The organism is Faecalibacterium sp. 9 (assembly GCF_048320955.1).
Classification (GTDB): Bacteria; Bacillota; Clostridia; order Oscillospirales; family Ruminococcaceae; genus Faecalibacterium; species Faecalibacterium wellingii.
In genome coordinates, this window is the sequence record NZ_JBLWGB010000002.1 from 1 (window position 1) to 14,730 (window position 14,730).

Consider the following 14,730-nt stretch of genomic DNA (forward strand, 5'->3'; position numbering starts at 1 on the left):
CACGATGCCGAGGGCGAAGGACTGCACCTGCTGCTTCTGGTCGGCGGTCAGGCCGCTGTAAATGGTGCTTGCGACCCACTTGCCGACGGAGAGCCAGTCCTGATTCTTGACGGCGGTGTACAGGTCATCGAAGGTGCCCAGCACGCCGGTGTTGGCGCTGTCCTGCAGCTCCTTCCACAGGCCGTCAAAGGTGTCTGCGCTGGACTTTTTGATCTGCTCGGCCACATGCACGGTGCCGTCTGCGGCGATGGTCTTGACCCGCTCGATGGTCACGAGGGCACCGTCCACCACGTCGTCGTAGGTCTCGGTGATGACCTGCTTCTGGGTCTCGGTGCCGTCGGTCAGTGTCTCGGTGATGGTCTGGGTGGTGGTCTTGACCCCGTCTGCCAGCGTCTCGAAGGTGGAGGTGACCGTCTTGGCGGTCTCCCGCACTGTCTCCATGGTCTGCTTGACGGTCTTGGTGCCGTTTGCCGCCACTTCCGTGATGGTCTTGACATCTTTCAGCACGCCGTCCACCATCTGCCGGGAAGTCTCGGTGATGACCTGCTTTTGCTGTGTCTTGCCGTTGGAGAGCGTTTCGGTGATGTTTTCGGTGGTGCGGGTCGTCTTGCCGTCGATTTCGGTCGTGGTGTCCGAGATGGACTTGACCACTTCGGCGGTGGATTTTTTGGCGCTTTTCGATGCTTTTTTGCCGGACTTGTCGATGGCAGCAGCGGCGTTGTTTGCCGACTGAGTAATCAAATTATCCGTCTCCTCCGCCTGCGCGCTTCTTCCTGACGTTAATCCAGCTCTTATTGCTGATGCCTTTCCCCAGCAGCGCATCGGCATCCGCTGGTCGCGGTTACCGTCCCGGCGCTCGTCGAGCCGGAAGAGGTAGAGCCAGAGGTGCTCTGGGTGATGCCGTTGACGGCGGCATTGCTGGCCGTGCCCACCAGATTTGCAATCAGGCCGCTGACCCACGAGGTCAGCCGGTTCCACATCGACGCGATGCCGTTGATGATGCCCTGAACGATATTTCTCCGATATCGCCCCGCTCGTAGGTGTTCCCGTCCCAGACGCCCACCAGCTTTGCCGCGCCAGCAAGGGCGGCTTCGGCCAGATTTTTTCAATGCTGTAGAGGATCAGTTCCACAAGGGTGGTAGAGCATGGCCGCGCCGCACTCGAAGTTCTTCGGCAGCTGGAAGTGGCGGCAAACTTGGCAATCGCCGCGCCTGCCGGACTCGATTCGAGTCCCAAGTGTCGGTGATTTCAATGATCGACTATGTCGATCGTCTGCAGGCCGGCGGATCATCATTGCGTCTGTGTGGTCACCGGGGTCACCGATAAATCCGGCGATCGTCTGGGCGGCGCTGGCGGTCAGGGTCCGGGATGTTGTCGACGAGGCCCTGTGCCAGCGCGCGGCACTTCAGCGGCCGTGTCCGGCGTGGCCGGTGTCCTTCCACGATGTCCTCAGCCAGCTGGGTGATCGTCTCCACGCCGGTGTTCATCAGGCCGGGCAGCTGCTCGGTAATGCCTGCCGCCAGATCGAGAGAATCTGGCCTGCGGGCCTGAAGCATGGCTTCGGGTCCGCCATCAGACAGGGCGGTGGTCAGCTGGGTGAGGCAGTTGCCCCACTGAGTGGCATCGGCTGCAGAGAGGATTCCAGCGGCCATACAGGGTGATGCCGAAGTTCTGGGCAGCGCTGGTCTGCATGGTCTCCGCCTTGTGCTGAAAGGTGTCGGTCATGGTCTGGTCGGCGGTCTCGGTAGCGCCTGCGCTGTTCTGCATCTGGCTGAGCGCATCGTTGAAATGTTTGGCCGCGCCGCCGGTTGCCATAGTCGACGATGCACCGGTGCCTGCTTCCGCACTCGAGCCAGCAGACCTGCAAAGGCAGCGCCGCTGCCGCCGCCGACGCTCTTGATTACGAAATCTGCAGAACATCGCCTAGGCTCTCTGCCCTACGAGCATTCAGCTGAGCGAAGCTCTGTGCCGGTATCCGTTTCTGCAAAATTTTGCCGACAGTAGAACCGGCATCGCCAAGTTCGTTGAAGACATGGACTTGGTGTAGGTGGTGGCTTCTGCCGTGGCAATACCATTTGCGGTCATGACGGCCAGACCACTGGACAGATTTTCGACGGTCACGCCATACGCTGCAGCCAGAGGAATGACCTTGCCGATGCTGGACGAAAGCTCATCCACGCTGGTTTTGCCCAGATTCTGGGTGGTCAGCAGCACATCCGTATACGTGGATGGCCTGGTCTGCACTGAGTCCGTAGGCATTCAGCGCGGTGGTCAGGATATCGACTGCCCGGGGACTTGCTGGAAGATGAAGCCAGCAGCAGACCAGCTTGGAAGCCTGTCCGGCGAAAGCTACGGCGTTTGCCGTATCCTGTCCGGCACTGATGGCCTGATCAGGCTGCTTCGGCAATGTCTGCAGCGGCAACGCCCATGCTGCCGGATGTATCAGGAACCTGCTACGTTCAGTTCGCCCACGGAGACTGCTTGCTCGTGTCGGCGATGGTGCCGACCTTGGCAAGGGCATGTCTGAACGATATAGAAACCAATATCGACCGAGGAAGTCACCAGCTCGGCCATTTTGCTGCTGGCCGATTTTACAAAGTCAGCAAATCGATTACCAGCAGCCACCGTCATGCTGGAAATGCCATTGGTAAAACCGCTGGTATCCAGTTTGGTGTTGCCGGTAACGTCAAAATCAAATGCCACTGTGTCCACCTCTCTCCATTCCAAAAGAGCGCGGGCACAAGGGCACAGGCTGTTATAACTTGATCTTTACCTCCCGCTTACAGGCGGGATTTTTGCATTTTACCCACAGGCCATGGGCGGATGCGGCATTTTCTGCCCACACCGGCAGCGCCCGCCCGCAGTATGGGCAGGGCACCGGGGCGCGGCTAGTGCCGGAACCGCGCAAGGAACGCAGCATCATGCTCTTCGACGGACACGACACGGGCGGCACCCCCTCTTCAGCTTCAGCAGGCGAGGGCAAAGCGCTCCTGCAAGTCGGCATCAGTGGGCACGCACGCTGCCCTCGTACTCGGACAGGTCCATGGTGCGCCAGCTCATGACTCTTGGCCATGAGGGTCTCCTCCGGCAGGGCCGCGAACAGCGCCCGGAACCGGAACCAGTTGCACCCGCTCCCGGGTCAGGTCGATGCCGTAGGCCTGCTGGAACGCCGCCACGATGTAACCGGCATCACACTGGTAGTCGAAGGCAAGACCGGAAGAGGGCGCGGTACTGCTTTCAGCTGCGGCGCTTTCGGCTGCTTTTTCGCCCGCCTTATAAAACTCGATCATGTACCCGTAGGCGTCGATCAATCTTCTGAGGGTCGTTCAGAAAACAGTGTGGGTCTTTGTAAAAACGCCAGAGGGCGCTGACCGCAAAACCGAGGGGGTCATCTCCTGTCTGGCCGCGCACATAGGCGTTCACCAGCCAGACCATGGGCCGGAAATCCGGGATGATCTCGTGTCCGTGCCACCGGGTGGGCAACTCGTCCAGCAGCAGGTCAGACATGGCGCTCGGATGCCAGCTGCAGAGCGTACTCTGCCAGCTGCTGCATGGCATCGGGGTCGTCCCGCAGGGCATTCACAGCCTGCCGGGCATCGATTCAGCTGGTCGGTCTTGCGGCGGGTCTCGGCTTCCGTGTCCGGCCAGAAAGTGTTGGTCTGGGTGATAGGCTGCTGCGCCGGGCGGCTTGCCACCTGCGGGTGGAAACCCTCGCTGCGGGACGCGGGTTTCTGCTTGCGCTGCTGCTGCTTTGCCGCTGCGCGCCGCTGCTCGCGGTTCATGGGCATTGCAGCCGCCTGCTTTACGGTGGCCTGTTCTGCGGCGATGGCTTCCTTGATGGCGTTCGTCACACGGACACAGGCACCAAATGTTTTTCCGTCAAGACCCAGACGTTCAGATGCACCCTCGCCCAGCAGCTCGTCGAAGTAGCCCATCATAAGGCGGCACTGGCCGCGCAGGATGTCGGCGGTGCCCGTATGCGAGCGCTTGCTCTCGCGGTCAGAAGCCGCCTGCATGTGCTGCTGTGCCGCGTCCATACGGTCGAGGTCGTTGGCGTTCAGCGCCGAAAATTCAAATTCCTGTCCCACAAATAACCATGTTTTGGCTTCTTCTTGGGCCGTGCCCCGGTTCTGCCCCGGAGGAATAAGCTTTGTTCACGGCATAAAAAATCCCCGTTCCGGTGTGGAGCGGGGACTGTGTTTGAAAAAAATCAGCCCTTGACGGCCTTGGCAGGCTCAGCGGACTGGGTGGCGGGGTTGTAGTCAAACTCCTCCGGCGTGCCGATGACCTTCACGTCGCAGGCAAAGGTGGCCTTGGAACCGGCTGCACCGCCCACGTCGCTGGTGACGATGATGGAAGCGCTGCCCTTCTCGCCCTTGCCGGTGCGAAGGCTGAAATAGATGTACGGCCTGATGATATCGCTGCCGGTACCGTACACGATCTTGTGGCTCAGCACAAAATTCTGAAAAGCATCGCCCACGCAGCGGTCGCCGTTGACGGTAAGGGTGCGCTGGGTGCCGGTCTTTTCGGTGACGTTGCCGGTGCGGATGTACTGGGCATCCTCGGTGGTGGCGTTCAGGGAGCCGGAATGCTCCTTCACGTGGTCGGCGCAGACGATCCACTGGCTTTCCTTGGTCTGGGTGCTCTCGATCTGGAACGCCAGCACAAAATCGTTCGCCGTCTCAATACCGGTATACGACGCGCTGGGCGTGATGCCGGACTTGGTAATGGCTTCGGATACGGTCATATCAAAACTCCTTTCATTTTGGCATGTAGTAGGTCAGGCGCATTTGCAGCTGCATCTTACAGCTGCCCGCGCTGTTTGTGACGATGTAGCCGCTGTTTGTCACGGCAATGCCGGTAGGGGTCTTGCCCTCGCCGCAGGCCGAGAGGTCGGGCAGGTTGTGCCGGGCGTCCTGCCGCATGACCCACTCGGTGAGCTGCTCAAAAAAGCCGCTGTTCTGGATGCTGACGGCATCCACCTCGCTGTACTCCCGGCGGCTGAGGAAGAGGTAATTCTTCGACATTTCCCAGCCGGAGAAATGCTCGGTGATGATGGAGATCACCGGGGCTGTCCTCGATGGAAAAGGCGGTGGATTCTTTCTTCCAGTCCGGCAATGCGGAATGCTGCGCCGGTGGCTTCCTGCTCGTCGGCGATCGAGCGGGCAGGTCTTGAGCCATGCCCGCAGGGCGGCAATGGTGGGCTTTACGGTTTCGCTCATTTGTTCCCTCCCAGAAACTGCTTTGCGGCATCATGGGCGAACTTTTCCAGCTCGTCCTTGTGGTCGGCAATGGCCCGCTGGCCCCGATCAGGAGCCGCGCAGGCCGTTCTCACCATGCAGACCCTTGCCCTGTTCATGCAGATAATACTGCCTGCGGGCATAGGGCGTATTGTACACCAGCAGACCTTCCTTGAAGTCGGATGCCTGATTCACGCTGTTCTTCAGCGTGCCGGTGTCAAAGGGCACATAGGGGTCTACCGTTGCCGCCACTTTCTGTGAAAAGGCAAACTGCAGCTTTGCGAACCGTGCATCCATGTCGGCCTGAAAGCCGGGCCGGAACGTCACCTTGAAATCAAAAACCGGTGCGCTCATGCGATCAGCTCCCTTCCACATGCCAGTGGGGCAGCAGCGGCTCCCGGTCGTCCGAGACAGCCGCCGCTGTGCAGCACAGGTGCGTTTTTTCAAGCCGGGCATACTCTTCGGCGGTCAAGGCAGGCACCGCGCCCTGCACCAGCTTCCAGCCGCGTTTCAGGGTCCAGTGCTTGGTCTTTTCCGCCGCAGACAGCGCCGCCCACTGGGCATAGGGCAGGTAGCCCACCGTACACACGCTGGCCGGGATGCGGATGTGGGTGGTGCGCTCCGGGTCTTTGGCGGTGCCGGAGCCGGAGGTGGAGCGGCATTCCCGCCAGCAGCACCCGGGGAACACCCAGCACACCGGCCTGTCTGTCTCGGTGGTCACATCGTGGATGAGGTTCACCACAGTAACGGCTGTCTGCATCACAAAATCCCCCTGTACAGCAGGTCGTGCGGGTCATTGCCCAGCGCGGTGCGGAAGACCTCGATAGGCTTCCTGCCGGGCGGCGGCGGTCACACTGGCATTGCTGCCAAAGGTGACGCTGTAGCCGTCGTTGGAGACGCTGGCAGCACCCGGCACAGCACCCGCCGCAGATGCAGCGGCCAGCAGGCCGACGATCTGCCCGCAGGCGTCCGCCAATGCTTCCCGGCAGGCCTCGCACCCGGCGGCGTGGCTCTCGGCCCGGCCAAAGGTGGCGGAATCGATCATGCGGGAAGCCCGGCTGCACAGCACACCGAACGCCGTTTCTGGCACCATGCCGCCCGCCGCCGTGTACTGGTCATAGGTGCAGTAGAGCATGGGGCCTCCTTATGCTGCGACGGCAGCTGCGGTCAGGAACGCAAAGGGGACTTTGGAGCGGTCGGCGTTCATACGGGTGGCAGGGTTCGGCAGTGCCCAGCCCATGCGCATGACCACACGCAGGGCCACCATATCCTGCTGGGCGAGGTTGTAAACGATCTCCTTGGTGGAAGGATCCTGAATAACGCCCTGATCCAGCAGCTTCACGGTGACGTCCTGACGGATGGAGTACACCAGCTTCTTGAAGTTGCCTGCGATCAGCTGTGCCTTGGAAGCATCAAAGCCGCCGTTATCCGGGAAGTACATCGGTGCGCCGTCCAGCGCGTAGGTGGTGGCACCCTGCATATCGGAACGGAACAGGGGACGGCCAGTGGTATCCACAAGGCCGCGCAGCTCTGCCTTGGCGGTCAGGTCGCCCACCACGGCGTCCACGCCGAAGCCGCCAGCCTCCACCTTGGAGAACAGACCGTCCTTGCCCAGCAGCTTTGCGTAGTCGATGGGGCCGGTGACTTTGTTCTTGGCCGCAAGGGTCAGAACATCGGTCGTCCACTCGGTGGGACGCTCGCCGCCGAACAGGATGGCGTTGTCGATCTTTGCGCCCATGGCTTCCCGGACGCGGGGCTGTACCTCGCCCATGATGTCAAAGCTGGAATCTGCCAGCACAGCCTCGGGCACAGGAACGATGACGGCCAGCTCTGCAGCGGTCATATACACGTTGTCCCATTCCTGCTTGCTGGTCTTTTTCATGCCGGTGTCACCGTTGACCCAGTAAGCCAGCGGCAGCATGGACAGCACGGGGATCTTGGTCTGGTTAGAGGTCATATTGGCAAGGCGGGTGCCCAGCTGCATGACGGTGGAGCTTTTGGGCACGTCCTGCTGGATGGTGTTCACCAGCTGCTCCCGGATCAGGGCCTCAGCCTTATTGCGAGCGATTGCATCAGTAGCCATAAGAATCAACCTTTCTGGCCGAACGCTGCGCGGAATGCAGCATTTGCGGCCTCATGTGTGTTTGCGGGCTGGCCGGGTGCGCCGGTCGCCGATGCGGAAAAACGTGCCATGCCGCCGTCCGGCAGAATGGCGCTGGATTACTCTCTTTGAAAGCCTTGACATAATCATCAAAGCCCAGAATCTCGCCGTCCTTCATAGCAAAATTCTGGGCCTTTGCCTCGGCAAGGAACGCCTTGCGGGCGCTCTCGCTGGAAAATTTCAGGCCGGATGCCTTGCGTTCCAGAGCGTAGCCCTTTTCGAGGGCAGCGACCTGAGTCGCAGCATCGGTCTTGGCCTGCTCGGCCTTGGCCTTCCACTCGGGGTCGTAGCCTTCCAGTTTGCTGTTTGCAGTGGACAGCTGTTCGGTCAGGGTGGTTTTCTCGGCCTTGAGGGTGGTGATCTCGTTCACCTTGGCCGTGATATCCGCGCCGTGCAGGTTCATGATGCTGTCCAGCTGGTCCGAGGTGATACCCGGAATGATCTTGCTCACATCTTCGCGTTTCACTTGCGATGTGCTCCTTTCTTTTGTCTGTTGGGTGGATAAGTCCCTGCTGTTTTGTATCGCGGTTCTCATTCCGCACGGGACAAGACGGGGTACGCGCCGCCTTCCGCTGTGGTGCCGCTTGCGGGAGTTGAACCCGCCACACCCGGATTAAAAGTCCGGTGCTCTTCCAACATGAGCTAAAACGGCATGAAAAAACCACTGTTGTGCCTTTTTGATGGCATACAGTGGTTAAAATGGGGCATTTCCGTGAATGAAAGCTTACTTTTTGGGGTGCGGGTGCGGCGTGTATTTGTCGTCCTGCGCCTGCTGCACGGCGGATGCAATCATGAAGAACAGCCGGGCGCCGTTCAGCAGAACGATCTCCAGCAGCGCGAGGATCATCAGAGTGATAAGAACTGTAGTAACCATAGTGTACCTCCTGAAAAATTGGCAAAAGAAAACCACCGTCCGGGTGGATGGTGGTTAAGGTTATTCGATGCCGGGCGGGAGCTTGCCAATCCCTTTCAATGCATCATAGGCACAGCGCGATGCAAGTTGCTCAGGCGGAACATCATTGTCGTATGCTTCACATTCTTCATCATACGAGTGGTCAATCGGATGTTTCAGCAATGTTTCTTGAAGCTCTTTAATTACTTCTGGTGTGAAATAATCACTCATAGAACCGGATGCCATATTTTTTCATCTCCTTGATTGAATCACGAATTATGGATTCGGCTTCCTGAAGCAGTTGTTCGTCAGGCAATTGTTCCCTTGGAATGTCACTCAATGCATTTACTTTTGTGAAAAGCCGGGAAGAAATAGCCTTGATGGTATTCGAATCATACTCTGATGTTTTCTCAATCGCGTAAATGTGCCCGTTATGACCAACTGCGGTCAGAAGTTTTATAGAATCGTCGTGTGCGAAGTTGTACAAATCGCCCTGCGAAAAAATACTGCAATCGGGATGGGTGTGAATGAAGATATGCGGAACCGCTGTTTTTGGAGGTTTCACGCTTCCGCCACGAGCGGGCCCGATGATATCCTTCGTCAGCGGCTTCATCTTGATGTCGAACACCCTGCCCACTTCAACATTTTCCGGCTGCTTTGAAGCGACCATGAGAAGGCGCTTGTGGGCGTTTTTCAGCTGTTGCTGCCCGGCGGCATCCAGTGTGTCACAGCTGAACGCCTTAACATTTGCGATTGACTGCATTGTAACAGGTTTTGGCTCCATGTTCAAGCTCGAATAAACAGAGGAGTTTTTCTTCGCCGCCCAATTCGCCCTGCTGGCTTCACTCCTGCCGAACTTCGGCACGCTGACACGGGCGCTGTCCACACGGCCACCCGTGGCCTGTGCAAACTCTGCAAGGCTTTGGCGGGCCGCTCTCAGGCGCACGGCGGCGTCGGTGGTGTCCAGCCCGGCAGCGTCCTCGGCCAGATACCGCTTTTTCCAGCGGCGGACGTTCCGCTCCCGGGTCCGCTGCATCTGGGATATCTCGTAGGCGGTGTACTTTTTGCCGTTCCATTCGATGTTCCGGGCGTTCAGCTCCCGCAGCTGCTCCTGTGTCCATTGGGGCGGGTCGCCCAGCTCCGGGAACACCGCGAAAAAGGTGTGGCGGCAGTTCCAGCCGCAAAGGCCTGCGCCGGTGCCGTAGCCGGTGGCGGCTTCAAAATCCGGGTAGTGTCTGCCCTTGTAGTCCACCGCGCCGCCCCGGTGGAAGCGCCTGCCCTGCCACTCTGCATGAGAAGGACGGGCACCGCCGTGGGCTGTCGTCTCCACAAATTCGCAGCCCATTTCGTCCATGCGGGCCACCTGCAGCTTGCCAGTCGTCTGGTTCACACCGGTGAGCACGGCACGGCGGGCGGCCACCTCGATGCTGTCCTTGTGGCCGCTGGGATAGGTGACCATGGGCATCTCGTCTGCAAGGCTGTCCACAGCCTGTTTGACGGCTGTTTTGTAGTCGAAGGCACCGGTGCTCACCTTGAGCCATGCAGCGTCCAGCGTGCGCTCAAAGGCCCCTGTGACGGTGTTTGCCGTGGTAGCGGTGAGGTTCTGCCATGTGCCGCAGGTCTGCCGGGCACCGGCATCAAGCAGGTTGTTCAGGGCGGCGCTCTCTTCAAAGGGCGTCGGCTCCATGTCGTAGTGGTAGTAGATGGCGTCCTCCCGCTCCATGGCTTCGGTGGCGGCCTGCAAAAGCAGCCTGCGGATGGCCGTTTCGCTCTTGCCGGTGTACTTCGCCAGCAGCTTCACCACGTCGTTGCGCAGCGCCTCGGTCTGCTGGTAGCGCCACAGCTGCCAGTTAGCAGTAGCGGTCACTTTGTCCATCTTGCCGATGCGCCGGGCAACGTCCTGTAAGATCTCGTCCTCGACCTGCTGCCAGAGCTGCACAAAGGCGTCCGGCATCTGGTCGAGGTAAGACGGCGGCAGCATCAGGCACCCCCGAAGGTGAGGGCTTCAGGGCTGCGGTTCTCAGCAACCGCTTCGGCGGCAATGGCCTTGGCATCGTCCTCGCTGTAGCCCTCGAACTCCACCAGATACCGCCAGAAGGGGAACTTGCCTGCGGTAACGTAGCCCCAGTACATCTGCTTGCGCTCCTTGGGGTCAGAAATGATGCTATCGTCAAAGTCAAAGGTCACGTTGCAGTCGCCCGGCGGGGAAACGGCTGCGCCGCTGTTCCACTGGGCATCCAGCAGCTTGCTGATGGAGTATACCAGATCGGTCAGCGCATTGCCCAGCGCCCGCTGCAGGTCCTTGACGGTAGTGTAGCTGCGCTGCTTGCTGCTCCTGATCTCCTCGGCGGTCTTGTCCACGTTCTGCGGGTCGGACAGGGTGCCGTAGGCAAGGCCGCACTGGAACTCCACCCGCTTGAGCATGGTATCCATCCCCCGACGATAACTTTCATCCCGCAGGGCAGGGGCAAAGGCTTCGTAGAGGTTCCGGCCATTGGCCCCGATGCTGCCGTTCAGCCAGCTGCGGTAAAGGCGCTCAAGCCGCTCCGGAAGATGAACATTTCCGTCGGCATCGGTACGCAGGGCGGTCTGGTCAACGTCAATGGCCAGCTGCCCGCCGTCATACTCCCACAGCAGGCGTCCATATTGCTCGTCAACGTCCCGGATCGTCTCGACAGCCGCCGCATAGACGCTCACACCCAGCGGAGAATGCCGGTCGGAAGAGTTGCCGCCAGATACCCTGAAATAGCCCCAGAGCGGGCGGTCTACGCCGGAAAACTCAGTGTGCGGGGAGATCGCGGCCCATTCCGGCACATCGGTCAGCGGGACTTCAATGCCGAGGTCTGCACTGGTCATGGAACGGAATGCCTTGACCGTGATGCTGTACGTGCTGCCGGAAAACTCGTGATCTTCAAGACGAGTGTAAATGCGGTTGCCGCGCACCAGATGGTCATAAAAAATAGCCCCGGTCATGCGGCCAGAGCTGTCAAAGCGGGTAGGGCAGAAGCAATCCCCCTGCACAGCATCGATCTGGATGCGTCCCTCTGCATCGAGGAAGGGCCGGAACAGGATGCCGCCCAGCGCACAGCCGTATTCCACCGGGGTGCGCAGATCTGCAATGAAAGGCTGCAGCATAGTGTTGATGCTGTCGGCGCGGGCACTGCCAGAAACAAGACATTCCATTTCCAGCGTGGTCAGACGGGCCAGCTCCGATGCAACGCTTTTGGGCAGACCCAGACTGTGAAGGGGGTTCTTTCCACCATGACACCACGGCCCGCCACTGTCGTACATCTGCGCCCACAGGACAATGGCATTCTCCATGCTGTCGGACACGCTGACGCTGACGGTGGTATTTTCACCGAACAGCAGCCGCGCTTTCTCCCGCAGCCAGAAAAGCAGTCTGTCAAACATTACTTTCGTCTCCAATCTGCCCAGCGGATCAGCGGGGCCAGTATCGTATAGCAGAAATAGCGGATGTCGTCCATGGCGTGGTCGTTCTCCTTCACGACGCGGTCCTCTTTGGCTTTGTCATCCCACGAGTACAGGCCGAACTCCCGGCGGGATGCCGTGCAGCTTTCGTGGATAGTCACAAGCCCGGCCTGCATCAGGGATGCCACGCAGCGGATGCCGTTCAGTACGTCGTTATCAGCTGGGATAACCAGATACTTGCCGTGCCGCCGGATGGTCTCGATGAAGGAAGCAGCGGACGGGTCAACCACCACCGCCTGAATGTAATAGCCCTTGGTCAGGCGTTCCAGCTCGGCATAGTGCTCTTCGTCCGTGCGCTGCACACGCTCGGCGCGGCTGTCAAAATAGCTTTCCTTGATGCGCAGGGCCTTGCCATCATGAATGACCCACAGGCCCATGCTGCAGGGGTTGTGGGTGCCGTAGTCGATGGACACGTAAAACTGCCCGTCGATGTGGGAAGCATCACCGTGAAAGAGGTAGGTGTCCTGCCCGGCGGAGAAGAAGGGATACACAAGGCCCTCGGCAGCTTTCCTTTTACCGAGGATATCACGGGCATACCAGACTGTGCTGCGGTCGTAGGTTGCAAGCACGGCCCGGAGCTGCTCGTCCGAGATGCTCATATTATCGGCAATGGTGAAATGTCCGTAGTTAAAGCCGTATTTTGGGTTCTCCGTCTGCTTCTTTTCGTGCAGATTCAGGATGTTTTCGTAGTACCAGTGCCCCTCCGCCTTGGGATTCAGGTCGTGAAACACCTTTCTGTCCGGGCTGGACAGGGTACGGTCGAATACTTCCTTGATGAAAGTTTCGCTGCATTCATTGGCTTCGGTGATGTACGCGGTGCCGTAGGTGTTGCCCTTGATCAGCTTTTCGTCACCGGCTTTGCCACCACCAGACACCAGCACCACTTTTTCGCCGGTGGCAGTCTGGATGTACAGACAGTCGCGGTTCTGGTAGGTGCCCTCACGGCAGCGGCCCTCAAAATAGTTTTTCAGGCCGAAGCCGTCACAGTCCAGAATGTTCAGCCGGGCCGTCGCAGTGGATACGCCTGCAATGAGGTGTATTCTGCTGGGATGCTTTTCCAGAATGGTGCAGTAGGCCATGGTGATAAGAACGTTCTTGCCGCCACGTTTGCCGCCCTCTGCCACGTTGAACCAGTGGTCGAAGCAGTTCCAGAAGAAACGCATCTGGTTTTCAGAGAATGGTGCTGGAATGTTCATTCTTCAAAGTCCTTGATATCGCGGTTGGGAACGGGCCGCTGCAGCAAGTCGGCAAGGGTCTGCATCTCGGTCTTTTGAGCCTCGGCTGCACTCTCCACCGGCTTGTCCTTCCACTTGTCCGGCTTCCGGTTCTTCAGGTAGAAGATCTGTGCCGTGGTGTTGGCCGGTACAACGACCTCTTCCTCTGCATACTCGATGTGTTCTTTTTCCAACCGTTTCTTGCCGTCTACCTTTACGGTCTTGACTTTGACAGGCTTTTTGACCGTTATCTTGCGGGTCTGGCAGCTCTGGAACAGCTCATTCTCCACGATGTAGTCAGCGACGTCCCGGCCCTTTTTTAGTGCTTCCGAAAATTCAGGAAATCGGTTTTTCCATTCGCAGAGGGTCGATATTGAGCAGCCTATATTCTCGGCAATCTGCTTGTCTTTCAGGCCGTCTTTTGCCCATCCGCGAAGCAGTGCCAGACCTTCCGGCTCTAACCACTGCTCAAACTTACCTTTGCGGCCAATCGCAACTCACCTCCAAATGCTTTCAAGGCGCTTGCCCACCAGATGGTACAGCAGAGCGCCCACCAAAAGAGAAACAGCCTCGCCCGCTGCCACGCACACAGCATTCAGCAGGAACGGAGAACCGTACACGATGGACAGCTCTGCGCCTACTACGATACCGTTGAACACAGCGCCAAACAGGACAGTCGGCAGCGCCTTGCCGCACTTGCGAGCGAAGGAACCGACAATCAGATTTGCCAGAGAACCGACAATGACATCAAGGATGCCCAGCGGGGAGGTCAGGTTTGCCAGTGCGCATCCGAGGGTGTAACCATAGACTGCGAACGTGTTGTGCATACAGAACAGCAGGATAACCTCGGAAATCCTGCACTGAATCTGTCCATAACTCAGGGGCGCGATAGCCACGCACAGGACATAATAGATGGCCGCAGTCATGGCGGCATAGATAAGGGGCTTGATTTTACTGTGCAGCATAATCAGTACCCCCCCCCAGAGAATTTTTCAGTCGGGTGGTTGCAGTAAACCAGTAACGTTCGTAGTATTCCTGCATCTTCATTGCCTCCTTATATGCAGCTTCCCACTGCCGTTGCCGCATGATAGTGCGCTTCTCGGCAGTATCTTCGTTTTTCAGCTTTCGGCTTCCCAAACGGCCATATAGAACGCCCTGCGTCCAGCTGGAACTATCCACATAGTCAAAGGGAACCTTCTTCAAGATGTCCTTCCGGGTCATGCCCAGACAGTGAACACGGCAGTTGTGCTGCCACGCTATCTTCAAGAATTGCGCATACTGGTCATCTTTGATGTCCTCATTTTTGAACCCAGTAATTGCAATGACCCTGCCGCTGTACTCTTCGCACATCCGGTAGAAGTTTTCTATTCCGCGCCCTTTGTGCCAGACAGGAATAATCTTGTCCGTTTCCTGTTCCAGCCGTCTACGCAGCTTTATGACGCGCTCAAGGCCGATGACCTTGTCCACGTCCATCTCAAAGTAACCAACGATTTTGTTACAGTCATTTTCACGAATGAAACGCGCATAGGATTCCGTGTATTCTTCCCAGTTGAGTTTTGTCTTGCCCTTCTGGAAGGTGTGCGCACCGGAATCTATCATGATGCGCTCGCTCTGCTCGATGATGCCCAGTGCTCTTTTGGGGTTCTTCGGGATGTAGTAGTAGGACATCAGGTTATAGTGCATCGACCCCAGTTCATCCAGACGAGCGTTGTTGTTTTCCAAGGAGCTGAGAAA

22 protein-coding genes and 1 tRNA gene are annotated in these 14,730 nt (G+C 58.6%); all 23 read right to left on the reverse strand.

Features of this window, described 5'->3' with window-relative positions; all coding sequences use genetic code 11:
• A partial coding sequence (locus ACKXF9_RS08525) for a hypothetical protein (protein ID WP_418265878.1) occupies positions 1 to 741 on the reverse strand: 741 nt, incomplete at its 3' end.
• A 575-nt stretch (positions 742 to 1,316) separates the two neighbouring features.
• The gene (locus tag ACKXF9_RS08530; protein ID WP_418265879.1) at positions 1,317 to 1,652 is read right to left on the reverse strand and encodes a hypothetical protein; all 336 of its coding nucleotides are present in this window, start codon (positions 1,650 to 1,652) and stop codon (positions 1,317 to 1,319) included.
• Complete coding sequence (locus ACKXF9_RS08535; RefSeq protein ID WP_418265880.1) at positions 1,573 to 1,815, reverse strand: hypothetical protein; 243 nt, start codon at positions 1,813 to 1,815, stop codon at positions 1,573 to 1,575. The genes ACKXF9_RS08530 and ACKXF9_RS08535 overlap by 80 nt, the downstream gene beginning before the upstream one ends.
• A gap of 132 nt (positions 1,816 to 1,947) precedes the next feature.
• Positions 1,948 to 2,259 carry a phage tail tape measure protein gene (locus ACKXF9_RS08540; protein WP_418265881.1) on the reverse strand — a complete coding sequence of 104 codons (312 nt, stop codon included), beginning with the start codon at positions 2,257 to 2,259 and terminating at the stop codon, positions 1,948 to 1,950.
• 183 nt (positions 2,260 to 2,442) lie between these two features.
• Entirely contained in the window at positions 2,443 to 2,703 is a 261-nt protein-coding gene (locus ACKXF9_RS08545) for a hypothetical protein (RefSeq protein ID WP_418265882.1), read from the reverse strand.
• A 353-nt stretch (positions 2,704 to 3,056) separates the two neighbouring features.
• Positions 3,057 to 3,290 (reverse strand): Gp15 family bacteriophage protein, encoded by a 234-nt coding sequence (locus ACKXF9_RS08550; protein WP_418265883.1) that lies wholly within the window; start codon positions 3,288 to 3,290, stop codon positions 3,057 to 3,059.
• 129 nt (positions 3,291 to 3,419) lie between these two features.
• A complete protein-coding gene (locus tag ACKXF9_RS08555) occupies positions 3,420 to 4,088 on the reverse strand; it encodes a hypothetical protein (RefSeq protein ID WP_418265884.1) in 669 nt (222 codons plus the stop codon).
• A gap of 122 nt (positions 4,089 to 4,210) precedes the next feature.
• On the reverse strand, positions 4,211 to 4,747 hold the full coding sequence (locus ACKXF9_RS08560) for a phage tail tube protein (protein ID WP_418265885.1): 537 nt from the start codon (positions 4,745 to 4,747) through the stop codon (positions 4,211 to 4,213).
• 13 nt (positions 4,748 to 4,760) lie between these two features.
• On the reverse strand, positions 4,761 to 5,222 hold the full coding sequence (locus ACKXF9_RS08565; RefSeq protein WP_418265886.1) for a hypothetical protein: 462 nt from the start codon (positions 5,220 to 5,222) through the stop codon (positions 4,761 to 4,763).
• Positions 5,223 to 5,309: 87 nt separating this feature from the next.
• Positions 5,310 to 5,594, reverse strand: a complete 285-nt coding sequence (locus tag ACKXF9_RS08570; protein ID WP_418265887.1) for a minor capsid protein — start codon at positions 5,592 to 5,594, stop codon at positions 5,310 to 5,312.
• A 4-nt stretch (positions 5,595 to 5,598) separates the two neighbouring features.
• Positions 5,599 to 6,000, reverse strand: coding sequence for a hypothetical protein (locus ACKXF9_RS08575; protein WP_418265888.1), 402 nt, complete (start codon positions 5,998 to 6,000; stop codon positions 5,599 to 5,601).
• A 33-nt stretch (positions 6,001 to 6,033) separates the two neighbouring features.
• Positions 6,034 to 6,375, reverse strand: a complete 342-nt coding sequence (locus tag ACKXF9_RS08580; RefSeq protein WP_418265889.1) for a hypothetical protein — start codon at positions 6,373 to 6,375, stop codon at positions 6,034 to 6,036.
• A gap of 9 nt (positions 6,376 to 6,384) precedes the next feature.
• A complete protein-coding gene (locus ACKXF9_RS08585) occupies positions 6,385 to 7,323 on the reverse strand; it encodes a phage major capsid protein (protein WP_418265890.1) in 939 nt (312 codons plus the stop codon).
• Entirely contained in the window at positions 7,313 to 7,867 is a 555-nt protein-coding gene (locus ACKXF9_RS08590) for a hypothetical protein (protein WP_418265891.1), read from the reverse strand. The genes ACKXF9_RS08585 and ACKXF9_RS08590 overlap by 11 nt, the downstream gene beginning before the upstream one ends.
• A gap of 109 nt (positions 7,868 to 7,976) precedes the next feature.
• Positions 7,977 to 8,053 (reverse strand) — tRNA-Lys (locus ACKXF9_RS08595).
• A 72-nt stretch (positions 8,054 to 8,125) separates the two neighbouring features.
• Positions 8,126 to 8,275, reverse strand: coding sequence for a hypothetical protein (locus ACKXF9_RS08600; protein WP_154259740.1), 150 nt, complete (start codon positions 8,273 to 8,275; stop codon positions 8,126 to 8,128).
• Positions 8,276 to 8,335: 60 nt separating this feature from the next.
• Positions 8,336 to 8,524 carry a hypothetical protein gene (locus tag ACKXF9_RS08605; RefSeq protein WP_418265892.1) on the reverse strand — a complete coding sequence of 63 codons (189 nt, stop codon included), beginning with the start codon at positions 8,522 to 8,524 and terminating at the stop codon, positions 8,336 to 8,338.
• Positions 8,517 to 10,274 (reverse strand): phage minor capsid protein, encoded by a 1,758-nt coding sequence (locus ACKXF9_RS08610; RefSeq protein WP_418265893.1) that lies wholly within the window; start codon positions 10,272 to 10,274, stop codon positions 8,517 to 8,519. Before ACKXF9_RS08610 ends, ACKXF9_RS08605 begins: the two co-directional genes overlap by 8 nt.
• On the reverse strand, positions 10,274 to 11,704 hold the full coding sequence (locus ACKXF9_RS08615; RefSeq protein ID WP_418265894.1) for a capsid protein: 1,431 nt from the start codon (positions 11,702 to 11,704) through the stop codon (positions 10,274 to 10,276). Before ACKXF9_RS08615 ends, ACKXF9_RS08610 begins: the two co-directional genes overlap by 1 nt.
• Positions 11,704 to 12,945 (reverse strand): PBSX family phage terminase large subunit, encoded by a 1,242-nt coding sequence (locus ACKXF9_RS08620; RefSeq protein WP_418265895.1) that lies wholly within the window; start codon positions 12,943 to 12,945, stop codon positions 11,704 to 11,706. Before ACKXF9_RS08620 ends, ACKXF9_RS08615 begins: the two co-directional genes overlap by 1 nt.
• A gap of 29 nt (positions 12,946 to 12,974) precedes the next feature.
• On the reverse strand, positions 12,975 to 13,286 hold the full coding sequence (locus ACKXF9_RS08625) for a hypothetical protein (protein ID WP_418265896.1): 312 nt from the start codon (positions 13,284 to 13,286) through the stop codon (positions 12,975 to 12,977).
• A gap of 207 nt (positions 13,287 to 13,493) precedes the next feature.
• Entirely contained in the window at positions 13,494 to 13,961 is a 468-nt protein-coding gene (locus ACKXF9_RS08630; protein WP_097775550.1) for a QueT transporter family protein, read from the reverse strand.
• Positions 13,948 to 14,718 carry a hypothetical protein gene (locus tag ACKXF9_RS08635; RefSeq protein ID WP_418265897.1) on the reverse strand — a complete coding sequence of 257 codons (771 nt, stop codon included), beginning with the start codon at positions 14,716 to 14,718 and terminating at the stop codon, positions 13,948 to 13,950. The genes ACKXF9_RS08630 and ACKXF9_RS08635 overlap by 14 nt, the downstream gene beginning before the upstream one ends.
• Between the last annotated feature and the right edge of the window lie 12 nt (positions 14,719 to 14,730).